This is a genomic window from Marinitoga hydrogenitolerans DSM 16785 (genome assembly GCF_900129175.1).
Taxonomy (GTDB): Bacteria; Thermotogota; Thermotogae; order Petrotogales; family Petrotogaceae; genus Marinitoga; species Marinitoga hydrogenitolerans.
The window spans coordinates 13,357-39,866 of the sequence record NZ_FQUI01000013.1; the positions used below are offsets into that span (position 1 = coordinate 13,357).

The following is a 26,510-nucleotide window of genomic DNA, read 5'->3' on the forward strand; positions in this document are numbered from 1 at the left end:
ACCTCCTCCTTAATCTCTCTTGAAAGGGAAGCCCATTAATTGAAGGAGTTTTCTTGCTTCCTCATCTGTTTTTGCAGTAGTAACAATAGTAATATCCATACCTTGTACTCTCTTTACTTGATCAGGTTTTAATTCTGGGAAAACTAATTGTTCAGTTAACCCAAATGTATAATTTCCTCTTCCATCAAAACTGTTTGGATTCATACCTCTAAAGTCTCTTAATTTTGGGAAGATTATGTTTATTAATTTAAATAAAAAATTGTACATTTTCACATTTCTTAATGTTACTTTTGCACCAATAGGCATTCCTTCTCTTAATTTAAAATTAGCAACACTTTTTTTTGCTCTTGTAACTACAGCTTTTTGTCCTGTAATTAAAGATAATTCTTGTGCATGTTTCTCAACAACATCTGCATTCCTTGAGCCCTCGCTAATTCCCATATTAACTACTATTTTTACAATTTTTGGAACTTCATGAATGTTTTTGTAGCCAAATTCTTTCATGAGGGCTGGAACTACTTCTTTTTCATACTCGCTTTTTAACGGAATGTATTCATATCTCATAATCTATTCCTCCCTCATTAAACCTTATCTATGATTTCATTACATTTTCTACAAATTCTTACTTTTTTACCTTCTTCTAAGAATTTGTACCCAACTCTTGTAGGTTTGCCACAACTTGGACAAATAACCATTACTTTGCTTGCATGTATTGGTGAAGGTTGTTCAATAATTCCGCCTTCTCTTAATTGTTGAGTTGGTCTTTGATGTTTCTTAACTAAGTTTATATTTTCTACGATAACTTTATTTAATTTTGGTATCACTCTTAAGATTTTTCCTTCTTTACCTTTGTCTTTTCCGGATATTACCCTTACTAAGTCACCTTTTTTTACTTTCATACTCTCACCTCACCATACTTCTTGTGCAAGAGATGCTATTTTTGTGTAACCGGCTTCTCTTACTTCTCTAGCAATTGGCCCAAATACACGTGTACCAACAGGCATATTATTTTTATCTATTAAAACAGCTGCATTTTCATCAAATCTTATATGAGAACCATCTTTTCTTTTTATTTCTTTTTTTGTTCTAACGATTACAGCTTTCACAACCTGTCCTTTTTTAATATCAGTATGTGGAATTGCTTCTCTTACTGAACATACAACTACATCACCAACTGTCCCTACTGATTTATGAAATCCACCTAAAACTCTGATTACTCTTAACACTTTTGCACCTGAATTATCTGCAGCTCTTAAGTAACTTTCGGTTTGAATCATTATTCGTCACCCCCAACTTGTTCCACTGTTTCGGGTGTTTCATTATTTTTTTCTGCGAAAATATTTTTCTCAACAATTCTGATAACTTTCCATGTTTTTGTTTTTGAATATGGTCTTGTTTCTTCAATTTCTACTATATCACCTACACCACATTCATTATTTTCATCGTGAGCATGGAATTTCTTTGATTTTTTAACGAATTTTTTATATATAGGATGTTTTATTTTTCTTTCAACTTTTACAGTAACAGTTTTATCCATTTTGTCACTTACGACTTCGCCTATTAACGTTTTTTTAGGCATTACTCATTACCTCCTTATACCCAATTCCCTTTGTCTGAGAATTGTTTTTATTCTAGCTATGTCTCTTCTTACCATTTTTATGGAAGCAGTGTTTTTTATCTGGCCTAATTCATGTTGAAATCTCATTTCGAATAATTTCTTTTTTGACTCTTCTAATTTAGCTTTTAATTCATCATCTGTTAAATTGATTAATTCTGCTACTTGTTTTTTCATTTTGCTTCCCCCCTTATGTGGTACCTGGGTACTATTTTTGTCTTGATAGGTAATTTAGTTGCTGCATATTCTAATGCTTCTTTTGCTAATTCTTCGGAAGTTCCAGCAATTTCAAATAAAATTTTTCCTGGTTTTACTACTGCTGTCCAACCTTCTACATCACCTTTACCTTTACCCATTCTTGTTCCGATTCCTTTTGAAGTTATTGGTTTGTCAGGGAATATTTTTATCCAAATTTTACCATTTCTTTTTAATGTTCTAACCATTGCTAATCTACATGCTTCTATTTGTTGGGAAGTGATTAAAGCTGGCTCTAACGCTTTTAATCCCCATTCACCAAAATCTACTAATGTTCCACCTTTGGCGTTACCTTTCATTTTTCCTCTTTGAATCTTTCTATATTTATATCTTTTTGGCATTAACATTTACATCACGCCCTCCTTTAGTTCATAACTGAGTGTCGCCTTTATAAACCCAAACTTTTATTCCAATTGTTCCAGATAATGTTTGTGCTTCAGCTGTTCCATAATCAATATCTGATCTTAAGGTTTGTAAAGGTAATCTTCCTTCCATATACCATTCAGTTCTGGCAATTTCAGCTCCATTAAGTCTTCCAGATACCATAATTTTGATACCCTTTGCACCTTTTTTCAAAGCTGCTGATATAGCTCTTTTCATAGCTCTTTTATAAGAAGCTCTTTTTAATATCTGTGCTGAAATATTTTCAGCAATTAACAATGCATCTACCTGAGGGTTTCTAATTTCATCTATATTGATTCTTACATTTCTATCGTTAACCATTTTTTCAATTTCTTTTTTCAAAGATTGAATTTCTACACCTTTTCTACCAATTATAATTCCAACTCTTACTGCTTTTATTGTTATATTTATTTGAGTTGAAGATGGTCTTTCTATTAATACATCGCCAACTCCTGCTTCATAATATTTATTCTTTATATAATCTCTAATTTTTAAATCTTCTTTTAAAAATTCTGCATAATTATCTTCACTAAACCAATTAGCTTTCCATGGTTTTGAAATTCCTAACCTAAATCCATATGGATGTACTTTTTGACCCACGGATATTCCACCTCACTTCTGAGATTTTAACTCTTTTTCTTTTTCTCTGTCTCTAACTACAACAGTAATATGTGCCAACCTTTTTTGTAATATGTCGGCTCTTCCTCTTCCTCTTGGCCATAATCTTTTCATTCTTGGCCCATCATTAACATATACTTCTGCAACATATAAATTGTCAGCATTTAAACCAAAATTATTTTCAGCATTTGCTATAGCAGATACTAAGATTTTGTATGTCAATCTTGCAGCTTTTTTAGGACTAAAAGTTAATATTTGTAATGCTTCATCAACATTTTTTCCTCTAATTGCATTTACAACTGATCTTGCTTTTTTAGGAGAAATTCTTAGATATTTTGCTGTAGCTTTTGCTTCAATTTTTGGCTGTGCTGCTTCTGCTTCTTTTCTTAATCTATGAAAAACTGATCTTTTCAATTTTCTACCATCTTGAACCCTTGATACAGCCATGGTTACGTCCCTCCTCATTTCACCTTGCCTTTTTTAGCCTTTTTATCAGCATGACCACCAAATCTTCTTGTTGGTGCAAATTCACCTAATCTATGTCCAATCATATGCTCTGTTATATAAACAGGTATATGTTTCATACCATTATGTACCGCAATTGTATGTCCAATCATTTCAGGTAAAATCATTGAAGCTCTGCTCCATGTTTTTATTACCTTTTTTTCACCTTTTTCATTTAACTCTCTGATCTTTTTCAACAGACTTGGGTGTACATAAGGCCCTTTTTTCAATGATCTACTCACTAACAGCACCCCCTAGGTTACTTTTTTCTTCTTCTTACAATAAATTTGTCTGATTTTCTCTTACCGCGTCTTGTTTTGTATCCTTTTGCTGGTGTTCCCCAAGGACTTCGTGGAATATGTCCTTTACTTGCACCTTCACCACCACCCATTGGATGATCTACAGGATTCATCGCCATACCTCTGACGTGTGGTTTTTTACCTAACCATCTTGTTCTACCTGCTTTACCAAAAACTTCATTTATATGATCTTCATTTCCAACCATTCCAATTGTAGCCATACATTTAATATGAACTTTTCTTAATTCACTTGATGGCATTCTCAATAATGCATAATTTCCTTCTTTAGCCATTAATTGAGCATAAGTTCCTGCTGATCTTGCAATTTTAGCACCTTTTTTTGGCTCAAATTCTATGTTATGCACTATTGTACCCACAGGAATATTTTCTAAAGGTAGCGCATTTCCTGGTTTTATTTCAGCATTTGGTCCTGATATTAATTCTTCTCCTACTTTTACTCCTTTTGGAGCTAAAATATATCTCTTTTCACCATCTGCGTAAACCAATAATGCTATTCTTGCGCTTCTATTTGGATCATATTCAATAGCTACTACTTTTGCAGGAATCCCAAACTTTTCTCTTTTGAAATCAATAACTCTGTATCTTCTTTTATGTCCACCACCTCTATGCCTCATAGTAACTCTACCATATGAGTTTCTACCACCTGATTTTTTGAGAGGTTGTATTAAAGATTTTTCTGGGGCGGACTTTGTAATTTCTGAAAAATCAGTGATTATCATAAATCTCCTTGAAGGAGTTGTTGGTTTAAATTTCTTGAGACCCATTCTTACTCACCTCTCCTTATAAATTACCTTGAAGCTCTTTTATGACATATCCTTCAGCTAATTTTACTATTGCTTTTTTCCATGATCTTGTTTTACCTTCAAATCTTCCCAACCTTTTTGGTTTTGGTTTAACATTCATTACATTAACCTTTTCCACTTTAACATTAAATATATCCTCAACAGCTTTTTTTATTTCTGGTTTTGTTGCATCTTTGGCTACTTCAAAAGTATATTTATTTTCACTCATTAACATATATGTTTTTTCTGTGAGGATCGGCTTTATTATTATGTCATAATTAAATTCTTTTTTACTCATTAGCCGAGCACCTCCTCAATCTTAGCTACTGTATCTTTTGTAAGTATTACTTTTTCATTATTTATAATATCAAATACATTTAATCCATCAACATTTGTTTTCTTTCCATCTTTTCCTTGATTTGGATTATCAGCAATTATTACTTTTAATCCTGGAATATTTCTTGCTGATAATTTTACATTAATGTATTCTTCTTTTTTCCATGGTAATACTATTAATGTTTTTGTATTTTCGAATCCAAAATTTTTTAACACTTCTTTCATTGCTTTTGTTCTTGGTTTTTCAAAAGTCAAATCATCAACAACAATTAAATTTTCCTCTTTTACCCTAACACTTAAAGCTGATTTTAATGCTAATCTCTTCATTTTCTTCGTTAACTTCTTTGACCAATCCCTTGGTTTTGGCCCAAATGTAACTCCACCATGTCTCCATAATGGCGATCTTGTTGAGCCTGCTCTCGCTCTACCTGTATGCTTTTGAGCCCAAGGTTTTCTTCCGCCACCTCTTACTTCAGCTCTTGTTTTTGTTGAAGCTGTTCCTCTTCTTTTATTAGCTAACTGCATGTCGACATATCTGTATAATACGTCCATATTAGGTTCAATTGAAAAAATAGAATCTTTAGCTTCTATTGTTCCAATTTTTTCGCCTTTAACTGAATAAAGGTCTAATTGAGCCATTTCATCTTACCTCCTCGTTCATCATTTTCGGGGCTTACTTTTTGATTGCCTCTCTAATTATTAACAATCCACCCCTCGCACCTGGAACTCCACCTTTAACTGCTAATAGGTTGTTTTCTTTATCTATTTTCACGACTTCTGAGTTTAATACTGTAACCTTTTCATTTCCATATTGTCCAAACATCTTTTTACCTTTAAATACTTTTGCAGGTTCTGTATGATTACCTGTTGAACCTAATGCTCTATGAAATTTTGAACCGTGAGTTTTTCTTCCACCACCAAAATTCCATCTTTTCATAACACCTGTATAACCTCTACCTTTAGACCAACCTGTTACATCTACTTTTTCTCCTTCTTCAAATACTGTTACATCGATAACCTGACCTATTTCAAAGTTATCAACATCTTCAACCTTAAACTCTTTCAAAAATCGCATTGGTTTTACACCAGCTTTTTTGAAAATTCCAAGTTTTGGTTTGTTTACTTTGTACTCTTTAACTTCTTCAAAACCAACTTGAATAGCTGTATAACCGTCTTTTTCTTCTGTTTTCTTTTGTACGACTACACATGGCCCAGCTTTTATAACTGTGACCGGGATGGCTTTACCATCTTTATAAACTCTTGTCATACCAATTTTTCTTCCTAAAATACCTTTCATGCTAATTCACCTCCAGAGCCCGATCAAAAATTAAGCTTTCATATCTACTGATACACCTGATGGTAATTGTATCTTCAATAATTGTGTAACTGTTTCTTGAGTAGCGTCATAAATATAAATAACTCTTTTATGTACTCTCTTTTCAAATTGTTCTCTTGAATAATTGTATTTGTGTGGTGATCTAATTACTGTATATATTGTTTTTTCTGTTGGTAATGGTATAGGTCCTGAAACCTTTGCATTACTTTGTTTTACTGCATCTATTATTTTTTGTGCAGATTCATCTAACAATCTATGATCATAAGATTTTAATCTTATTTTGATCAATTTTTTTGCCATATAAACCCTCCTTTAAGCATTTAGCAAAGGGAGCGTGGAAGCTCCCCGATTTTATATTTTATAGTAAAAACTTTGCAAAAAGATTTTATTATTCTACTATTTCTGTAACAACTCCAGCACCAACTGTTCTTCCACCTTCACGAACAGCAAATCTCATGTTCTTTTCTAATGCTACAGGGTAGATTAATTCTACTGTTGTAACAATGTTGTCACCTGGCATTACCATTTCTGCTCCGCCTTCGAATTCTAACAATGTACCTGTAACGTCAGCTGTTCTGATATAGAATTGTGGTCTGTAACCTTTTTTGAATGGTGTATGTCTTCCACCTTCTTCTTTCTTTAATACATAGATTTGTGCTTTGAATTTTTTATGTGGTGTAATTGATCCTGGTTTTGCTAACACTTGACCTCTCCATACTTCATCTTTGTCAATACCTCTTAATAAACAACCAACGTTGTCACCTGCGATACCTTCATCTAATAATTTTCTGAACATTTCAACACCTGTAACAACTGTTTTTCTTATTTCTTCTGTCATACCAACGATTTCTACTTCATCTCCTGGGTGAATTGCACCTCTTTCAATTCTTCCTGTAACAACTGTACCCCTACCAGTAATTGAGAAAACATCTTCTACTGGCATTAGGAATGGTTGATCTACTGGTCTTGATGGTTCTGGGAAATAGCTGTCTACTGCATCCATTAATTCATAAATCTTTTTTACCCATGGATCATCTTGTGAATCTGCTTCTAATGCTTTTAATGCAGAACCTTTAATTACTGGAACTTCATCTCCTGGGAATTCGTATTGATTTAATAATTCTCTTACTTCCATTTCAACTAATTCGATAATTTCTTCATCGTCAACCATATCTGTCTTGTTAACAAATACAACTATTGCTGGAACGTTAACTTGTCTTGATAATAATACGTGTTCTCTTGTTTGAGGCATAACACCATCTGTAGCTGCAACAACTAAGATAGCACCATCCATTTGTGCAGCACCTGTGATCATGTTTTTGATGTAGTCTGCGTGACCTGGACAGTCGATATGCGCATAATGTCTGTTATCTGTTTCATATTCAACGTGTGCAATATTAATTGTAATACCTCTAGCTTTTTCTTCTGGAGCTTTATCGATTTGTTCAAATGGTGTGAAATCTGCATATCCTTTCATTGCTAATGATTTTGTAATAGCTGCTGTTAATGTTGTTTTACCGTGGTCAATATGTCCGATAGTACCAATATTCATATGTGGTTTGCTTCTGACGAACTTTTCTTTTGCCATTTTTTTCCCTCCTCTATCTTTTGTGATGATTTATTAATTGTTTATTATTTTTTCTGCCACTGAAGCTGGAACTTCCTCATAATGGGAGAATTGAATTGATTGTGTCGCTCTTCCTTGAGATAGTGATCTTAATACTGTTGCATATCCAAATAATTCTGATAATGGAACTAATGAATGAATTAATCTTGTATTTGTATTTCCAACATTTTCAAACCCTTCTATTCTACCTCTTCTGGAGTTTAAATCAGCTATTATATCTCCCATATATTCTTCTGGCGTTGTAATATCAACTTTCATTATAGGTTCTAACAATACGGGGTTTGCCTTTCTTGCTGCATCTTTTAATGCCATAGAACCTGCAATTTTAAACGCCATTTCAGAAGAATCCACTTCATGGTATGATCCATCATATAATGTTACTTTTACACCAACCATAGGATATCCCGCAAGAATTCCTGATTGCATTGCTTCTTTAATACCATTTTCAACAGCAGGAATATATTCTTTTGGAATAATACCTCCTACTATTTTATCTACAAACTCTAATACTTTTGTATTATCTTCAAGTGGTTCAACTTTAATCTTTACATGTCCGTATTGACCTCTACCACCTGATTGTCTAATATATTTAGTTTCTACATCTGCTGTTCCTTTTATTGTTTCTCTATAAGCAACTTGAGGTTGTCCAACCCTTACCCCAACTTTAAATTCTCTTTTTAATCTATCAACAATGATTTCTAGATGCAATTCTCCCATTCCTGAAAGAATTGTTTCTCCAGTTTCATGATCAAGTTTTACATTTAAACTTGGATCTTCTTCTGTTAATGCTTGTAATGCTTTAGATAATTTTGCTTCGTCATTTTTTGTTTCTGGCTCAATTGATAATGAGATAACTGGTTCTGGGAATTCTAATTTTTCTAATACAATATCTTCGCCTTCTTCTGTTAGGGTATCTCCTGTTGTTGTATTTTTTAAGCCGATAATAGCTACAATATCTCCAGCTCTAATATAATCTACTTCTTCTCTTTGGTCAGAATGCATAAACATTAATCTGGATACTCTTTCTTTTTTACCCTTTGTACTATTTTTTACATAACTTCCTTTTTGCAATTTTCCTGAATAAACTCTCGCAAATGTTAGTTTTCCTACAAAAGGATCTACCATAATCTTAAATGCTAAAGCTACAAATGGTCCATTTTCATCTGGATGTAATTCCTTCACGAATTCCCCTGTTCTTTCATCATACGCTTTTACAGGAGGTAAATCTAATGGTGAAGGTAAGTAGTCAACAATAGCATCTAATACTGGTTGAACACCTTTATTTTTAAATGATGTCCCGCATATTACAGGAATAAACGCTCCTTCAATTGTTCCTTTCCTAATTGCTGCTTTTATTTTATCTTCTGGAATTTCTTCACCTTCAAAAAACAATTCCATTATTTCTTCATCATATTCTGAAATAGCTGTAATTAAATCTTCTCTATATTGATCAGCTTTTTCAACTAAATCTTCTGGTATATCTCTATATTCAAATTTAGCACCATCTTCACTAATCCAATATATAGCTTTCATTTTTACTAAATCTACTACTCCTTCAAAATCTGCTTCTGCACCAATTGGAATTTGAATTGGTAATGGATTTGTCCCTAATTTATCAATCATTGTTTGAACTGCGTTATAAAAATCCGCTCCGAGTTTATCCATTTTATTCATATATGCTATTCTTGGAACATGGTATCTATCTGCTTGTCTCCAAACTGTTTCTGACTGTGGTTCAACACCAACTTGAGCATCAAATACTGCTACAGCTCCATCTAATACCCTTAAAGCTCTTTCAACTTCAACTGTAAAATCCACGTGCCCGGGTGTATCGATGATGTTAATCCTGTGATCTTTCCAGAAACATGTTGTTGCTGCTGAGGTTATTGTAATTCCTCTTTCTTTTTCTTGTTCCATCCAGTCCATTGTAGCGGTTCCATCATCAACTGAACCTAATTTGTGTTTTTTACCTGTATAGAACAAAATCCTTTCAGTTGTTGTCGTTTTACCTGCATCTATGTGTGCAATTATTCCTATATTTCTTGTCTTATTTAAGGCATATAACCGCTCTTTCAAAACAATCCCTCCTCAAAAATTACCAGCGGTAATGAGCAAAAGCTTTATTAGCTTCAGCCATTTTATGTACGTCATCTCTCTTTTTAACTGCTGCACCAACTCCATTATATGCATCTATCAATTCTTGAGCTAATTTTTCTTTCATAGGTCTTCCTGATTTATCTCTTGCAGCTTTAACAATCCATCTTAAAGCTAAAGAAATAGCTCTATCTTCTGGAACTTCAAATGGAACTTGATATGTAGCTCCACCAACCCTTCTTGGTCTAACTTCTATTAATGGTCTTACATTTTCTACTGCTTGATGGTAAACCTCTAAAGGATCCTTTTCTAATTTTTCTTTTATTATATCAAATGCACTGTATACTATTGATTGTGCAACAGTTTTTTTACCGTCTTTCATAATTCTAACTACTAATTTTGAAACCAATGTATCATTATATATTGGATCAGGGGTCACTGGCCTTTTTGGCGCTCTTCTTCTTCTCATTTACTTACCTCCTTACTTCTTAGGTCTTTTTGTTCCGTATTTACTTCTACTTTGTTTTCTTCCTTCAACTCCAGCCGTATCTAATGTACCTCTTATTATTTTATATCTTACACCTGGTAAGTCTTTTACCCTTCCACCTCTTATCATAACATTTGAGTGTTCTTGAAGATTATGTCCTTCACCTGGAATATATGCTGTAACTTCTATTCCATTTGAAAGTCTAACCCTGGCTATTTTTCTCAAAGCGGAGTTAGGCTTTTTAGGCGTCATTGTAGAAACCCTTACACAAACCCCTCTTTTTTGAGGATTACTTTGTAACGCTGGAGACTTTGATTTTTTCTTGATTTGTTTTCTTCCGTATCTTACAAGTTGATTTATAGTTGGCATAGTATTTTCTATTCCTCCTTTCAATATTTTAAAAAATACCAAGTGTATTTTACCGCAGGTCTTTTTAATTTTCAATTAAAATGTTATGATATTTTTGTGACATTACAAATATGTTAATGCGCTTTTTTTATGTATTTTGCATACAATAAAATATTAGAAAAAAAACTTACTGTTCAAAATACCATTATTAAAAAGATTCCGCATTTTTAAAATCTATATTTTTTTATTTATAATCAATTCTACCTCTTTAATACAAAAATTGCTTTATTATTTTGTTACGATATAATACACGGATTTGGGTGTTCTGTAAAAAATCACAAAACTACTATAGAATTTTTTCCGTAAATCTCTTCAGCACTTGTTTTGAACTTCTTATTGTGTTTCTTACTCAAAATAAAAAGAACCCTTCTTTTCACAATTGGTACATCAACATAACCATCCGTAAATATTATAATGCCTTCTGGTCTTATATTTTCTTCTAAATATAATATCGCCGGTTCTAAATCCGTACTTCCTTTCCCTTTTAATTCTATATTTTTCCAATCACCTTTTCCATACCTTAATACATTTTGAACACTATTATCAATCTGAACTACATATATTCTTGAATCATATATTTTTGCTAATTTTTCTATTTCAGAAAAAAATGCTGAATATTCTTCTTCAATTATTGAACCGCTTGTATCTATTATTATAGCAATTTCAGGACCTAATAAACTTCTCCATCCTGGTTGATTATCATAACGCCTATTTGGTCTTAATGGTGTTCTATACTTTTCAATAATTATTGAATTTCCAAAAAATCTTCGAATTAAATCTTTCCAATTTTTTTTACTATTTGTTATCAACAAGGAAATGGGAATTTCCAAGCCCGTTGGAATATCGCCCTGTGATTTTTCATAGGCTTCACTTATAACTTCGCTTACAAGATCTGTCACAATTTCTTCCATTATTTCAAAATTAGCAAAATCTTCATGAGAATCCACCCTACTATCTTCTATTAATTCAATATCTGCTTTATTAGATTTTTCATAATATTCTATAATCCATTTGTAATAATCTTCAGCAGTTTTATTAATATAATTCATTGGGGGTCCAACAAAAAGATTTTCATTATCTGTTCCACAACCTTCATCTAATAAAACATCGAGCGGAACAGAAAATGCATCGAGTTCTTTAATTTGTTGATTTATCGCTGCATCCATAGCAAGATTCCAAATTTTTTTGTCTTTATTATCTTTTGGTTTGATAAAAATATGTCCATGAATAATATGAAATATCTCATGTTTTAATATTGCTTTTGTAAATATTAACCCTTTCGCTTTTAATCTTTTAGGATTAAATAAGATTTTAAATCTTCCTGATTTTGTAATGGATAATTTTATTATTCTCACATTTTCAGAAGGAATACTATCAAAATACATCTTTAAATAATTATAAAATATACTTTCTTTACCCAATTCTATCCATGCTTTTTCTATTATATCTTCCATTTTAACACCTCAATTAATTCATCAAGGTTTTTTGATTTTTCTAATTTGTTTGCTATATTATTATTATAATATTTGTAATCTTCAGTTACATCCCTCAAAATTTTTATCTTTTCTTTTTTCAAAATTTCTTCAAAATCTTTTTTTGTATATTTTTTCGTTTCTTTCATTTCTATTTCTAATAAATTCTTCTCTTTTATATTATATTTCAAACCTTCTATTTCCACAAATTCATCCAACACTATTTCCGGATTTTCTCTTATAATATATCTAACTTTTATCACCATTTCCTTATTAAATAGTTCTTTTAGATCTTGCTGAATATAATCTTTTTCTTCTTCTATTTTTTCATGTGGAATATTTGTATTAGCTTTGTACGCATATTTCCATTTTTTTATCAAACCTACATTTTCTTTTATTATTTGTAATCGAATTCTTTCTATTTCATTTTTTTTATTAGTTAAATACCATTGTATAATACCTATTCTTTTTAATGCTTTTTTCTTTAATTGCTCCGCACTATTTTTGTCAATGGTATATTTTCTTTCAATTTCTATCATTTTTTTCCTCCAATTTGCGCTTTTTAGGCTTTAAAATTTTTAAATATATTGGTAAATGTATTTCTCTCCTTTTGAATAATGAAGGATTTGATAATAACCAACTTTTATATCTTATTGGTTTTTCATAGGCTTCCACGCTCGTTAAATGCAATAATGCATATATTCTCAATAAAAAGCCTACTAATATTAAAAATTGAATTCCATGATATTTATCTCCTAAAATATAAAATATCTTATCTTTTAATAGGTTACCAAAAAAACCACCTATGGTTGAAGATATTATAGCCATAGCTCCTGAAATAAAAGCATACGCTCCTATATAATTTTCTGCAGGTTCTGAAACCGTTTCTAACAACAAATTAAAAAATGTTAAGTTTATTGCTGACCAGGCAAATGCTCCAAAAATACCATCAAGCAAAAGTAAACTTCTAAAATTATAATCCGTCATTACAAAATATAATAACGGAGCTATTGTTGCTAATGTTATACCTACCATTAAAATATTTTTATTTCCGTATTTATCACTTAATTTGCCATAAAATGGATAAAGCACTAACGTAATTAATCCTGAAAAAACTCCTATATTACCTAAAAATCTCGTGTTTACATTCAAAATAGCCAGTTGAAAATAGGAAAAATATGGTCTGGTTAATTCAATTGCAAAGGTCCAAATCGCTACAAAAAATAAAAATGTTTGAAATTTTTTATCTCGAAATGGTTTCCTAAAATCGATTTTTATCGTTTGGTCTTTAGATTCTGGAATTTGATGAAAAACGAATAATATTATCGTAATTATAGAGAAAATTGCAACTAATGATGTAACTAATAATATTCCTGCTTTTTTATTTGAAAAATCCAAAAATTGTGCATATAAATAAGTTACAAAAATACCTACTGCTGAAGCAAAAACATTTCTTAACCCAAAATATTTTCCTCTTTTTTCAAACGGAACTAAGTCTCTCATAGCCGTAGTCCATATATTACTAATAAATGTTCCAAAAAGTGAATATATTATCATTATGGAAACAAAAACCCATGCGTTTTTCAAATCAAAAAAAACAGCAAGCGGCAATAAAATCAAGGACCCTCTGCCAATTATAGAAACTACCATTAAACTCTTTTTTCTTCCCTTAAAAATTTTATACCAAATAGGTGTAAAAACTTGAAACATTTGAGAAAACACCGGAAATGATGACACTATTGATATCTGAAAAGGATTAGCATTAAAGTATAATGCTATTGAAATTATGATAAAAGTTTGTGTAGCAACAAAAAAAGCATTAAAGAACATAGCCTCAACTATCGACAATTTTAATGTTCTCGTCAATTTTATCATTCAATCATCTCCTATTTTTAAATTATATCATACATTTTTTAATAGTATACCATCTCTAATGTTTATTCTTTATAGTATTTTGATTGAATAAATCTTAAATAATTTTATATGTAAGTTTTAGTTATATGATAAAGCTTTTTTCATCTTATTAATCATTATTATATTTATTTAATATTAATTACCAATAATAACATACTTTTATATTTATTTTGATTGTTTTAATTGTTATAATGATTAAGACAATTATTTTTTAAAGGAGGGTTTTTATGAGAAAAAAAAGTATTTTAATGTTTATTGTATTATTCATTTCTACATTTATTTTGGCTACTTTTCCTTCTTACGGAGAAGGAAAAACTGCTGAAGATTTTGGAGGAAAAACTGTCCTAATTTTACACTATTATCGATTTGATAAAAATTACGAGGGATGGAATTTATGGGTTTGGCCACATAAACCAGAATCATTAGAAGGACACGCTTACCAATTCAACGGGAAAGATGAATTCGGACCTTATGCTGTTATAGTTTTAGACAAAAAATATACTGAATTAGGTTATATTGTAAGGTTAAACGAATGGCAGGCAAAAGATGTCGCAAAAGATAGATTTGTTAAAATACCAGAATCGGGCGTTGCAGAAATTTGGTTAGTAACAAGTGTTGAGGAACCATACACAAATCCAAATGACATTGATGTAAGTCCGAGAATTTTAAGCGCCATAGTTGATTCTCCAAATGAAATCAAAGCTATTTTAACTACACCATTTAATATAAAAGATTGGGAAGGAAAAATAACCGTTACTTCTGAAGGTGAAAAATTAAAAATTAAAAATGTGGTTAAATTAGATCCTACAGATATTTCTAGAACAAATAAAATAAAGATTATATTAGATAAACCTTTCTATAATGTGGATAAAGAATTAAAAATATCTATTCAAGAGTTTGTTGAAAATACTGCTATAATGAGAAATATTTTAAATGTCTTTTATTATGATGGTAATGATTTAGGTATTACATATAATAAGAATTATACTATTTTCAAAGTATGGTCACCTGTTTCAAAAACCGCTGACGTATTGTTATACAAAGATTATAAATCAAAAATTCCTGACAAAGTGTATAAAATGAAAAAATCTCCGGATGGAGTTTGGAGTGCAAAAATAAATGGTGATTTAAAAGGATGGTTCTATAAATATAAATTTTATTCATATGGAAAATATAGAGAAACTGTTGATCCTTATTCCATTGCTGTATCTGTTAATTCTGAAAAATCTGCTATTATCGATCTAAAAGATACTAATCCTGATAACTGGGATAAAGATATCAAGCCACCATTTATTAATCCTGAAGATGCTATTATTTATGAAATACATGTTAAAGATTTTACTATAAATAAAAATTCTGGCGTTGATGAAAAATATAGAGGTAAATATTTAGGATTAATTCAAGAAAACACAAAAACTCCAGATGGTATAAAAACTGGGTTGTCTCACTTAAAAGAATTAGGAATTACTCATGTACATATAATGCCTATTCAAGACATTTACTTTATAGATGAAACAAAATTTAAAGAACAATATGGTTGGGGATATGATCCAAAATTGTATAATGTTCCTGATGGTTTTTATTCTATAAATCCATTTGATCCTAATTCCAGAATAAAAGAAGTTAAGGAAATGGTTAAAAAATTACATGAAAATAATATCAGAGTTATCTTGGATGTTGTTTATAATCATACTGCCGTTGTCGGGGAAGGCTCTGCTTTTGATCAAACTGTTCCATATTATTATTATAGAACAGATGAAAAAGGAAATTATACTAACGGTTCTGGGGTTGGAAACGAAATTGCTACAGAAAGACCTATGGTAAGAAAATTTATCGTTGATTCTGTAAAATATTGGGCAAAGGAATATCATGTTGACGGTTTTAGATTTGATTTAATGGGGTTAATAGATAAAAAAACAATGAATGAAATAAGTAAAGAATTACATAAGATTGATCCCAATATATTATTATATGGGGAACCTTGGACAGGTGGTGGACCATTACTATTTGGAAAAGGTGACCAAAAAGGGATGAATATTGCTGTATTTAATGATGATATTAGAAATGCAATTAGGGGTAGTGTTTTTGATGCAAAAGTTAAAGGATTTGGTCTTGGCTCTTTAGGAAAAGAAACTAAAATTAAAAGAGGCGTTGTTGGATCTATTAAATATGATTCTAGAATTAAACTTTGGGCTGCTGATCCCGAAGAAACAATAAATTATGTCTCAAACCACGACAATAATACTTTATGGGATAAAAATGCATTAGCTTTAGGATATCAACCATGGAAAGACAAATTACCTAAAAATATTGAAGAAAAACTTAAAAAATCACAAAAATTTTCTAATGCTATTATTTTAACTTCACAAGGTATTGCATTTTTACATGGCGGTGTGGATTTTGCAAGAACTAAAATGGGTGATCATAACCCATACAACAAAGAGTTACCAAATGTTTTTGATTGGTCAAGAAAAGAAAAATTTTATGATATTTTTAAATATTATAAAGGTTTAATTGAGTTAAGAAAATCTCACCCTGCATTTAGAATGACTAATGCTGAAATGATTAAAAAACATTTAGAATTTTTAAAAACTCCAAAGAAAAGAATGGTTGCATTTTTACTTAAAGAATATGCAAACAACGACACTTGGAAAAATATTTTAGTTATTTATAATGCAAATTCATCTAAGGTGAATTTTAATCTTCCTAAAGGAAAATGGAATGTTGTTGTAAATGATAAAAAGGCTGGAAATACTGTAATTAAAACTGTCGAGAATTCTATTACATTGCAAGCATTATCTGCTTATGTATTATATCAAAAATAATAAAAAGCCGCATAATGCGGCTTTTTATTATTTCCCTGATGTCCTATTTTCATCCGTTTTTCTGAAAGTTAGACGATAAATTCGCTTTCTTATAGGGATTTTTACTTCAAATGTTGTACCTTTATCCTTTTTACTATAAACCTGTAAATTTCCATCCATTTTTTTTATTAAAAAAGAAACAACAGTCAACCCTATACCTGTTCCAGGTTTTTCTCCTTTAATAAATGGTTCGAAAATTTTATCCTTTATTTTTGGATTTATTCCAATACCTGTATCAGCAATTTTTATAATCAAATAAGAGTTTGTTCTCTTTATTGTTATAAAAACACTCCCTTTTTCTGTATATTTAAATGCATTATTTAAAAGATTTGAAATTATCAAATTAATTAGGATGTACAGTAAATCAATTCATTCTTAAACATTTTAGGTTATCTACAAAATAGTTCTAAAAAATATAAGTGAAAAAATAGATATTTTTGTCTTCAAAACACTATAAATTTAACTTGATTTATGGTATAATTTAAATGCTTTTATACGCACTTATTATAAGCGTTTAGATTGTACAATAGTCCATTTTTGATAAAAAAAAAGTCGGCTTACGCCGACTTTGGCTGGGGCGGATGGATTCGAACCACCGAATAACGGAGCCAAAATCCGCCGCCTTACCGCTTGGCCACGCCCCAATCACAGTAACTATTATATCATATTTTTTTCATTTGTCAATACCTCATTGTTTCTGAAAAAAAATAAGATTATTACAAAAAAATAAATTCGATAAGGAGGAATTACTTTGAGATACGAATTAAAGATTAAAAATAAAATTATTTATGCCGAAAAAGGTGAAAAGTATATTGATATTATCAATGAAATCCAAAAAGAACATTCTTTACCTATTTTAGCTGTTAAGCATAATAACAATATTAAAGAACTAAATAAATATATTGAAGACTCTGGAAAAATTGAATTATTAGACACTTCTACTCTTGACGGATTTAGAATATATCAAAGAGGCGTTTTATTTTTATTGTATATGGCTTTAAAAGATTTGTATCCAGAAGATAAATTATTTGTACATCATGCTATTGGAAGTGGTTTGTATTGTGAGTTAAGAAGTGGAAAACCTTCACAAAAAAAACTTGAAATTTTAAAGAAAAAAATGTTAGAATATGTAGAAAAGGATTTGCTATTTGAAAAATCAACAATTAGCAAGTTTAGAGCTATGAAAATCTTTGAAAACGTTGATTTAAAGGATAAGTCTGCTTTATTTAAATATAGAAAAAAAGATAAAGTAAATATTTATATATGCGATAAATATTTTAATTATTTTTATGGATATATGCCACCATCAACAAAATATATTAATAAGTTTGATTTAAAAAGTGTTGATGAGGGTTTTGTGGTTTTACAACCAAATCCTAAATCCCCAGATAAAATACCAGAATATAAACATTATCCAAAACTATCTTTTACTTTTAATGAATATAAAGAATGGTTAAAAATTCTTGAGGTAAGTACTGTAGGTGAGTTAAACGAATTAATTTCTAAAGGACCACATGAAGTTATTGAATTAATAAGGGTTTCTGAAGCTCTTCATGAAAAAAAATATGCTCAAATTGCTGATGACATAATTAAAAGAAAAAATACAAAAATTGTGTTAATTGCAGGTCCTTCTTCTTCAGGAAAAACAACATCTGCAAAAAGATTGGCTCTTCAATTAAAGGTTAATGGTTTAAAACCTATTCCTATTTCTTTAGATGACTATTTTGTTGATAGAGAAAAAACTCCAAAAGATGAAAATGGAAACTATGATTTTGAATCTATATATGCTTTAAATTTAGATTTGTTTAATACACACCTAAAAAGACTTTTAAATGGAGAAGAGGTTGAGCTTCCAAAGTTTGATTTCATCCATGGAAAGAGCTTAAAAAGTGGGAAGAAAATTAAAATAGAGAAAAATCAAATTTTAATTATAGAAGGTATTCATGGATTAAATGAAATTTTAACTGAAAGTATTCCAAAAGAGTTTAAATATAAAATTTATGTAAGCGCTTTAACACAAATGAACTTAGATTCTATGAATAGAATTACTACTACTGATACAAGACTGATAAGAAGGATTGTACGAGATTTTAAATTCAGAGGGCATTCTGCTTTAGCCACATTAAAAATGTGGCCTAGTGTTAGACGAGGTGAAGATAGAAATATTTTCCCTTACCAAGAAGAAGCTGATGTCATGTTTAATTCTAATTTGATTTATGAGCTTTCTGTGTTAAAGATTTTCGCTGAACCATTATTACTTTCAGTTGATAATACAAATCAAGAATATTCAGAAGCAAAAAGATTATTAAAATTTCTTGATTATTTTTTACCCATTACTGAGTTGGAAGAAATCCCAAGAAAATCTATTATTAGAGAATTTATTGGAAGAAGCACATTTAAATATTAAACTATAAATTAAATATTAAAAAATTAAATATTAAACTATAAAAATGAAATTTGAAGGGAGAGATTTTTTTGAACAAAAGATTTAAAACTTTTATTGTTGTTTTGCTCATCATTTCTTCATTTGTATTATTATGGGCAAATACGAATAATCAAAATGATATAGAAAAATTATATTTAGAGAAATTTCAAAATCCTATTTATTCTGTACTTTATTATATCAGTAATATTTATTATGAAAAAGATAAAGTTGATTATGATAAAGTACTTGATTCTACTTTAAAAGGGTTAGTTGAAGGTTTGAATGATCCTTTTGCATGGTATTTAGACTCACAACAAGTTACAGAAAGTAAAATAGAGGAATCTGGAGAATACGGAGGACTAGGTATTTTAGTTAGTTATGACTCTAAATTGGAAGCTATTAGAATTATTAGTCCTATGATAGGAACTCCTGCTTACGAAGCAGGACTACAAGCTGATGATTTGATTATAAGTGTTGATGGATCACCTGTTTCTGAAATTGGATATATCGGAGCAGTAAATAAAATGCGCGGAAAACCCGGAACTTCTGTACAAATTGAAATCTTTAGAGAAGGTTGGGAAGAGTCTAAAAAAATTACTATTATTAGAGAAAAAATTGAAACTGTAACTGCTAAATATAAAATCTTTGATAGCAACAATTTTAAAATAGGATATATAAAACTTACAAATTTTGCCGAAAAAAGCGCTTCTGAAATGCATAAAGCTTTAAAAGCCATTGAAAAAGAAAATGTTAATGGGATAATTCTAGATTTAAGAAATAATCCTGGTGGATTTTTAAATGTTGCTATTGATATTGCTAGTATGTTTATCAAAGATAAGACAATTGTAACAGTAAGATATTTTGACGGTTCTGAAGAAGTGATTAAACCAAAAACATATGAACATTTTGATTTCATAGATAAATTGCCAATTGTATTATTGGTAAACAAATCTTCTGCATCAGCATCTGAAATTCTAACTGGCGCTTTGAAAGACAATAAAATTGCCACTGTAATTGGAAAAACCACATATGGAAAAGCTGCTGTTCAAAGACCAATTCCTTTAGAAAATGGAGGAGAAGTATGGTTACCAATAGGGCATTACTTCACTCCTAACGGAAATGATATTCATTTAAAAGGTATTAAACCTGATATAATTATTGACAACCCACAAAAAGAAGTCAAAAATGTTGAGCAAATGGAAGCAAAAAATACAACAACATTTGAAGCTATTATTGATTTAGAAAATGATTTACAGTTATTGAAATCTATTGAAGTTTTGAAGATGGGAGGAAAATAAATGAAAATATATGGAATGGTAATAGTTTTTTCTATTACCATTCTTTTATTAAGCATTATTACATACTTTCTATTTGGAAAAGTTGAAACTAAAATTATAATAAGAGAACCCATTCCAACTTATTCTATATTGAATTTTCATAACGAAATAAAAGATGATATAATCTCAATGATTAATGAATCAAAGAATTTAGCAAAGGTTTTTTTTGTTATCGAAGATTTAGGCGTTTTTATTGGAAAAATACGTATTAATTATTCTAATAATCATATTTTTATTGCTGTTGTAAATAACGAAATTTTTGATGAATTAAAAACTACCTTAAAATCTTTTGACTCAACATTAAATGAATATACTGAAAAATTAAGTTTTTACGGCCTTCAACTAAATAAAAATATTGCCTATTCAAAAAATTTTACTTTGATTAATTATCCAACAATTGCAATATTAGACTTATCAAAATTAACATTAGAAGAATTAAGTTTTTTAAAATTAAAATATTTTGTTATGGATAGCTCTACATATCAACCTTATTCTTTTAAAACTGAAATATTAGAAAAGTTAAAAAAAGAAAATGGTATAATTTTAGATTCAAATATTTTAAGAAACCCTGGAGTCCAACCTTTATTAAATGTTTTTGTTGAATTAGGAATAAATGTAATTTATGACATGAAAGTTTATACTGGAGGAATTCATTAATGTTCAATAATATTTTTAAGATTATATTTTCACCTCATAAGATACGAGAAGTAAAATATGATACCATTTTTATTGGTATTATAATTTTGTTTTATTTTTGGTTTTCACCTTTATTTAAATATATCCCTTTATATGAGTTTTTTATAAAAAGTATTATTTTAGTATTTTTTATCTTTACCAATAATGTTTTAAGAGCTTTCTTTTACCCTTTAAAAACATTCAGAATTATTTTCCCTTATTACATGCTTTCTCTTTCACCAATTTTATTATTAGGTTTTTTTTCATTTTTTAATTTTTATTATATTTTCCCTTTTATCTGGACAGAACTATTAAAAGGATATAGAGATATTAAAAATAAAAATATATATGCTCTTATTATTGGAACCTTTATAGATACTATTATTTACATTCTGTTATGGAGATGAAAATATGAAAAAAAAATATTTATTAATCGCAGAATTCCTAACTCGAAACTATAAATGGTTATTAATAATATTTTTTATTTTTTCTGTTGGAATTATATATAACTTAAAAAATTTAAAAATTAATTCTGATTTATTGGAATTACTTCCAAAAGATGACCCTATAGTTGTTTCATACAGAGATGAATTACAACATCAATCTGAATCCGAGGTAATGATAGTTGCTTTTTATATTGATGATAATACTGATTATAAAAAACTTGCATTGGATTTCTATAGTAGAATGAAAAACATACATGAATTTAAAGCTTTAGCAAAAACTGATATTTCATTATTGTTATCTTATGGATTTTTAAATGTATCAAATTCCAAATTGATTGATGAATTAATGAATAATATAAAAGAAACTTTTAATGCTTTTTCAAGCGTTAACCCTTATGATTTTAAATCTTTTGAGTATATTAATAATACACTATTTTTATTGGATAAACTTAATAAGAATTTTGAAACTTCTAAAGAAACAGATCCTATGTTGGGATTTTATACTTTATCACCTGATAAAAAAATTATGGTCATGGGGGTCACTTTTAACGAACCAACCTCAAATCTAATCTTTGTAAATAATATTATTCCTAAAGTAAAAAAAGTATTATCTAGTATTAACCAGAAATATTCAATCAAAACAGGTTTAACCGGAGCTTATATATATACTTATGAAGCCAATAAAACTGTTTCTTTTGATTTTTCAATTACAACGTATTTATCAATTATTCTAATTATAATAATTTTTTATTTCACTTTTGGTAATTTAATAACTACAATATTAGTTTTCATTAATTTATTAATCTCTGTGGGAATAACTTTGGGTTTATCTGCTATTATTTTTAAAGAATTAAATATTTTAACTTCGTTTGTTGCTGCTATAACTTTAGGTTTAGGTATAGACTATGGAATTCATATTACCAGTCGTTTGATTACAGAATTTAAAGAAAGAAAAAATTATGTTGAAGCACTCGCTATAACCTATGAAACTGTGTTGGTTCCTGTTATATTTGGTGTTCTTACAACAATTTTTGTTTTTATCTCTTTAATTTTTATGAAACTTCCTGCTTTTACTGAAATGGCTTTAATTAGCGGTATGGGTTTATTAGTTTTTTCATTAATTATGGTTTTCGTTACCCCAATTATTTTTTATCCTTTTAGAAGTATCATACTGAAAACATATAGAGAAAATAAAATAAATATATGGTTTCAAAAATTAGGAGACTGGATACCTAAAAAAAGAAAAATAATTTTATTTTATATATCTATTTTTATAATCTTTTTTTCAATATTTGGTATAATTAATTTTGCTAATTTTTCATATACCCCTCCTGGTTTAGCGCCAACAAATGCAGAAAGCACAAAAGTTTTTAATGATATTGCAAAACATTTTGGCACATCTTTATTTAATGAAATGCAATTTATTGTTGGTGTGGATGAAGATTCTAAAAAAATTATTGAAGAGTTAAAAAAATCGCCATATGTTTCTAAAGTTGAAAGCTATTTGGATATTTTGAAAAAACAATTAGGTGATTTTGAAAAATTAAAGATCAAAACTCAAGAAATTTCAGAATTAGTAAATGATCCTTTTTCTGTTGCTGTTTTAAAAAAATACGGAATATATTCCGAAACACTTAAAATAATAGATTTAGCTGCAAAAGCTAAAAATGAGAAAGAGTTTATTCTGGGAATAACTGAGTTAATACCAGAAAATCTGAGAAAAAATATTTTAATCAATAAAGATAATAAAGCTTATTTTATCGTATATGTTACTCCTTCAATTAATCTAAATATAAACAATGGAATGAAACATTTTTTTGATTCATTAAAATCTTATCTAAACCGATTTTTGGGAAATAAAAAAGCTTTATATAGATTAATGTATATTATAGAAAGTAGATTTTATTATGTTATTTTATTTTCAGTTTTTATGATCGGAATTTTAACCTATTTTTCCAGAAAATCATTTAAAGAAACTCTAATTGCTATATTTGGTTTACTTTTTACCAATTTAGCAACATTTGGAATAATTTACTTTTTTGATATTAACGCAACATTCTTAACTATAATTTCATTGCCGTTAATATTTGGTATTGGTGTTGATGGATATATCCATATTTTCCATGCTATTGATGAAGATAAGGTTCATTATTGGCATACTTTAAAAGCTACTAGTTTATCATTTTTAACAACAGTATCATCATTTATCACTTTTCAATTATCTCGTGGTGAATTGCTTAAACAATTTAGTTTAACTATGGTTTTAGGCATTTCCATTGCATGGGTTATGACAGTATTATTAATACCTTCTTTGAAAAAATGAAATTTACATAACTCCCTTTTTTGTTACGTTTGAAAATTCACAATTAATATTTGAGTATTGAAAAGTAACATTTATTTTTGTATACTATAATTGTAAAAAGAAAATCCCCCTATCCCCCCCTGAAATAGATGGATAGACATTTAGCGGATCCTTTGGATCCGTTTTTTTTATTGTGTGATATAATTAATATATACTAAAATTTATTATGAGGTGTTTTTATGAGTAAATGTTCAAAACCTTTTATAATTATATATTTATTAATAGTCGCAACCTTTACTTTTTTTATTTTTCTTATAAAAGCGGATATTGAAAAATATGAAAAGAACAAAGAAATAATGAAATTAAAGACTATAATTTTTCAGACAGATGAAAAATTGAGAGAAAGCATCTTTCATTATATAAAATATGATCATTTTAATTTCAAACCATTTAAATTGATAATTTATAATAATGAAAATAAAGTTTATACTGATTTCAAAGATGTTGAAAATACTTTTTTTTATAAGAAAATTGAAATAAACAATACTTCATATTTATATGGTTATGTTTTACCTGAATATATTTCTTATTTAAATCAATTCTCTGATTTAAATATTATTTTAAGTTATAATAATAATTTGTATCCTAAAACTTCTATTCCAAGAAAATATTTTAGTTTTAATTTTAATGATATGACCTTTTACATTATACCTGATAAAAGATTTTATATGTTATTTTTTGACAAGTTATTAATATTCATAATTATTAATCTTATCTTATTTTCTTTATTATTATTTTTTCTAAAAAGAACTTATTATTATGCCACAAATGATCTTAGAAGTTTATCAGAATTTATTACTCACAATAATGATAATAAGATTAAATTAAAAACAAAAGATGGTATTGTTTTAAAATCAAAGCTTTCACATATTCTAAATGAATTTGAAAATGCAGAAAAAATGTTGTTTGATTTTAAAAAGGAGCTTAACATTGTTAAAAAGAAAAATGATACTTTAATAAATGATCTTATTTTTTCTATTTATACTCCTCTTCAAAATCTTGTTAACTCAATAAATTTAGACTTACCAAATGACCTAAAAAAGAGTAGTATTAATAAAAATATTTCTGAAATAAACAATATAATAGAAAAATTTAAATATATTTTCCTTTTTGAAACAACAATTACAAAGCAGAGTTTTTTTGAATTTTTTGATATCAATAAATTTCACAATGAACTTATTTACTCATTATCTCTTTATACCAAAAAAAATCACATCGTTGTTAAAAAAGAAACTACCCTTAAAAATCCTATTATCTTTTCCAATAGAGAAAAATTATACAAAATATTGTATGAAATATTAACATTATCTCTTGACGAAAAAGAAAAAGGTAGTATTATTATTATTTATTCTTTAATTAACAACACGCTTGAAATAAAAATTATAGATAAAGATAATATATTCAATGATTATATTTTACTATTAAATACTCAAAATATTTTTGATAAAACAAACATAAAATTGTATGATATTGCTTTAATAAAAAAATTTATTAAAGATTTAAATGGAAAATTATTTTTAAACCAAACTGAATCAGATACAATTATTAAAATAGAAGTTCCTATAGATTGTATTGAATTTGTAAAAAATTATGATTTTATTACACTAAAGAATTCATATTTAACTAAACTCATTGAAAAAAACTATACAGTAAACCAAGCAAACAACTATTTAAACGAACTTATATCGATTTATATTAAGACATTAAAAAATCCAACAAAAGATAATATAGAAAAAATAAAATACCATTTGGAAAAGAGTGATTTTAAGATGTTACAAAATTGGCTGGAATTTATATTACTAAATTACGAAGATAAAAAGATTAAAATTTTTAAAGAACTTGTAATAAAAAAATTGGGGAGTTTATAACTCCCCAATTAGAATTTTTCTTTTATTTTATCTGGATTTTCTCCTATTTCCTCCCATATTTTATTTAGTTCATCATCAGATATTTTAGATAATTTTATGAGTTTTTCTGGAACGCCTTGTCTTTTTCCAGGAAGACATCCGTCCGGCTTTACATCTCCATTTACAAATCCCTTTGCAAAACCTGAACATCCCGGATACCCACAAGCTCCACAATTAATACCAGGTAGCAAGCTCTCCGCAAAAATAACTCTAACATCTTCTTTTACTTCAAATTTCTTTTCAGCAAAAGCTAAAAATGAACCTGCAAAAAAACCTAATATTGCAAGTAATATCACTGAATTTATAATTATAGACATTTGCTAT

Annotated in this window: 29 protein-coding genes and 1 tRNA gene; 6 read left to right on the forward strand and 24 right to left on the reverse strand. The window is 28.6% G+C overall.

Annotated features, from left to right (window positions below):
- Positions 1-9: 9 nt before the first annotated feature.
- The 21 genes from rplE to BUA62_RS05200 form a co-directional block, all read right to left on the reverse strand.
- A complete protein-coding gene (gene rplE, locus BUA62_RS05100) occupies positions 10-564 on the reverse strand; it encodes a 50S ribosomal protein L5 (protein WP_072864131.1) in 555 nt (184 codons plus the stop codon).
- 17 nt (positions 565-581) lie between these two features.
- On the reverse strand, positions 582-899 hold the full coding sequence (rplX, locus tag BUA62_RS05105) for a 50S ribosomal protein L24 (protein ID WP_072864132.1): 318 nt from the start codon (positions 897-899) through the stop codon (positions 582-584).
- A 9-nt stretch (positions 900-908) separates the two neighbouring features.
- The gene (rplN, locus tag BUA62_RS05110) at positions 909-1,277 is read right to left on the reverse strand and encodes a 50S ribosomal protein L14 (RefSeq protein WP_072864134.1); all 369 of its coding nucleotides are present in this window, start codon (positions 1,275-1,277) and stop codon (positions 909-911) included.
- The gene (gene rpsQ, locus BUA62_RS05115; protein WP_072864135.1) at positions 1,277-1,579 is read right to left on the reverse strand and encodes a 30S ribosomal protein S17; all 303 of its coding nucleotides are present in this window, start codon (positions 1,577-1,579) and stop codon (positions 1,277-1,279) included. The genes rplN and rpsQ overlap by 1 nt, the downstream gene beginning before the upstream one ends.
- 6 nt (positions 1,580-1,585) lie before the next feature.
- Complete coding sequence (rpmC, locus tag BUA62_RS05120) at positions 1,586-1,792, reverse strand: 50S ribosomal protein L29 (RefSeq protein ID WP_072864136.1); 207 nt, start codon at positions 1,790-1,792, stop codon at positions 1,586-1,588.
- The gene (rplP, locus tag BUA62_RS05125; RefSeq protein WP_047265679.1) at positions 1,789-2,217 is read right to left on the reverse strand and encodes a 50S ribosomal protein L16; all 429 of its coding nucleotides are present in this window, start codon (positions 2,215-2,217) and stop codon (positions 1,789-1,791) included. The genes rpmC and rplP overlap by 4 nt, the downstream gene beginning before the upstream one ends.
- A gap of 22 nt (positions 2,218-2,239) precedes the next feature.
- Positions 2,240-2,872, reverse strand: coding sequence for a 30S ribosomal protein S3 (gene rpsC / locus BUA62_RS05130; protein ID WP_072864137.1), 633 nt, complete (start codon positions 2,870-2,872; stop codon positions 2,240-2,242).
- A 12-nt stretch (positions 2,873-2,884) separates the two neighbouring features.
- The gene (gene rplV, locus BUA62_RS05135; RefSeq protein ID WP_072864138.1) at positions 2,885-3,337 is read right to left on the reverse strand and encodes a 50S ribosomal protein L22; all 453 of its coding nucleotides are present in this window, start codon (positions 3,335-3,337) and stop codon (positions 2,885-2,887) included.
- A gap of 14 nt (positions 3,338-3,351) precedes the next feature.
- A complete protein-coding gene (rpsS, locus tag BUA62_RS05140; RefSeq protein ID WP_047265682.1) occupies positions 3,352-3,636 on the reverse strand; it encodes a 30S ribosomal protein S19 in 285 nt (94 codons plus the stop codon).
- Positions 3,637-3,653: 17 nt separating this feature from the next.
- Positions 3,654-4,478 carry a 50S ribosomal protein L2 gene (gene rplB / locus BUA62_RS05145; protein WP_072864140.1) on the reverse strand — a complete coding sequence of 275 codons (825 nt, stop codon included), beginning with the start codon at positions 4,476-4,478 and terminating at the stop codon, positions 3,654-3,656.
- 16 nt (positions 4,479-4,494) lie between these two features.
- On the reverse strand, positions 4,495-4,794 hold the full coding sequence (gene rplW / locus BUA62_RS05150) for a 50S ribosomal protein L23 (protein WP_072864142.1): 300 nt from the start codon (positions 4,792-4,794) through the stop codon (positions 4,495-4,497).
- Positions 4,794-5,471 (reverse strand): 50S ribosomal protein L4, encoded by a 678-nt coding sequence (rplD, locus tag BUA62_RS05155; RefSeq protein ID WP_072864145.1) that lies wholly within the window; start codon positions 5,469-5,471, stop codon positions 4,794-4,796. Before rplD ends, rplW begins: the two co-directional genes overlap by 1 nt.
- Positions 5,472-5,505: 34 nt before the next feature.
- Positions 5,506-6,129, reverse strand: coding sequence for a 50S ribosomal protein L3 (rplC, locus tag BUA62_RS05160; RefSeq protein WP_072864148.1), 624 nt, complete (start codon positions 6,127-6,129; stop codon positions 5,506-5,508).
- Between the two features lie 30 nt (positions 6,130-6,159).
- Positions 6,160-6,468, reverse strand: coding sequence for a 30S ribosomal protein S10 (rpsJ, locus tag BUA62_RS05165; protein ID WP_047265687.1), 309 nt, complete (start codon positions 6,466-6,468; stop codon positions 6,160-6,162).
- An 88-nt stretch (positions 6,469-6,556) separates the two neighbouring features.
- On the reverse strand, positions 6,557-7,756 hold the full coding sequence (tuf, locus tag BUA62_RS05170) for an elongation factor Tu (protein ID WP_072864151.1): 1,200 nt from the start codon (positions 7,754-7,756) through the stop codon (positions 6,557-6,559).
- 33 nt (positions 7,757-7,789) lie between these two features.
- Positions 7,790-9,871, reverse strand: a complete 2,082-nt coding sequence (gene fusA, locus BUA62_RS05175; protein WP_072864153.1) for an elongation factor G — start codon at positions 9,869-9,871, stop codon at positions 7,790-7,792.
- Between the two features lie 19 nt (positions 9,872-9,890).
- A complete protein-coding gene (gene rpsG / locus BUA62_RS05180) occupies positions 9,891-10,358 on the reverse strand; it encodes a 30S ribosomal protein S7 (protein ID WP_072864155.1) in 468 nt (155 codons plus the stop codon).
- A gap of 12 nt (positions 10,359-10,370) precedes the next feature.
- Entirely contained in the window at positions 10,371-10,745 is a 375-nt protein-coding gene (gene rpsL / locus BUA62_RS05185; RefSeq protein ID WP_072864158.1) for a 30S ribosomal protein S12, read from the reverse strand.
- A gap of 314 nt (positions 10,746-11,059) precedes the next feature.
- Entirely contained in the window at positions 11,060-12,238 is a 1,179-nt protein-coding gene (locus tag BUA62_RS05190; protein ID WP_072864161.1) for a vWA domain-containing protein, read from the reverse strand.
- Positions 12,226-12,795, reverse strand: a complete 570-nt coding sequence (locus tag BUA62_RS05195; RefSeq protein WP_072864164.1) for a CYTH domain-containing protein — start codon at positions 12,793-12,795, stop codon at positions 12,226-12,228. Before BUA62_RS05195 ends, BUA62_RS05190 begins: the two co-directional genes overlap by 13 nt.
- Positions 12,782-14,131 carry an MFS transporter gene (locus BUA62_RS05200; RefSeq protein ID WP_072864167.1) on the reverse strand — a complete coding sequence of 450 codons (1,350 nt, stop codon included), beginning with the start codon at positions 14,129-14,131 and terminating at the stop codon, positions 12,782-12,784. Before BUA62_RS05200 ends, BUA62_RS05195 begins: the two co-directional genes overlap by 14 nt.
- Positions 14,132-14,397: 266 nt before the next feature.
- On the opposite strand from BUA62_RS05200, the gene pulA reads away from it, so the two are divergent.
- Entirely contained in the window at positions 14,398-16,995 is a 2,598-nt protein-coding gene (gene pulA / locus BUA62_RS05205) for a type I pullulanase (protein ID WP_084670709.1), read from the forward strand.
- Between the two features lie 27 nt (positions 16,996-17,022).
- Here pulA and BUA62_RS05210 read toward each other — a convergent pair whose 3' ends face one another.
- A complete protein-coding gene (locus tag BUA62_RS05210) occupies positions 17,023-17,376 on the reverse strand; it encodes a sensor histidine kinase (RefSeq protein ID WP_072864169.1) in 354 nt (117 codons plus the stop codon).
- A gap of 227 nt (positions 17,377-17,603) precedes the next feature.
- Positions 17,604-17,678, reverse strand: a tRNA-Gln gene (locus BUA62_RS05215).
- 107 nt (positions 17,679-17,785) lie between these two features.
- Here BUA62_RS05215 and BUA62_RS05220 point away from each other — a divergent pair.
- The 5 genes from BUA62_RS05220 (at position 17,786) to BUA62_RS05245 (ending at position 26,147) form a co-directional block, all read left to right on the forward strand.
- A complete protein-coding gene (locus BUA62_RS05220; protein ID WP_084670711.1) occupies positions 17,786-19,441 on the forward strand; it encodes a nucleoside kinase in 1,656 nt (551 codons plus the stop codon).
- Positions 19,442-19,509: 68 nt separating this feature from the next.
- Positions 19,510-20,757, forward strand: a complete 1,248-nt coding sequence (locus BUA62_RS05225) for a S41 family peptidase (protein ID WP_084670712.1) — start codon at positions 19,510-19,512, stop codon at positions 20,755-20,757.
- Positions 20,758-21,453, forward strand: a complete 696-nt coding sequence (locus BUA62_RS05230) for a hypothetical protein (RefSeq protein ID WP_072864173.1) — start codon at positions 20,758-20,760, stop codon at positions 21,451-21,453. It abuts the gene before it with no gap.
- 429 nt (positions 21,454-21,882) lie between these two features.
- Complete coding sequence (locus tag BUA62_RS05240) at positions 21,883-24,240, forward strand: efflux RND transporter permease subunit (RefSeq protein ID WP_072864177.1); 2,358 nt, start codon at positions 21,883-21,885, stop codon at positions 24,238-24,240.
- A gap of 218 nt (positions 24,241-24,458) precedes the next feature.
- Entirely contained in the window at positions 24,459-26,147 is a 1,689-nt protein-coding gene (locus tag BUA62_RS05245) for a HAMP domain-containing histidine kinase (protein WP_072864179.1), read from the forward strand.
- Positions 26,148-26,155: 8 nt separating this feature from the next.
- On the opposite strand, the gene BUA62_RS05250 is transcribed toward BUA62_RS05245, so the two are convergent.
- Entirely contained in the window at positions 26,156-26,503 is a 348-nt protein-coding gene (locus BUA62_RS05250; protein WP_072864181.1) for a (Fe-S)-binding protein, read from the reverse strand.
- Positions 26,504-26,510 lie beyond the last annotated feature (7 nt).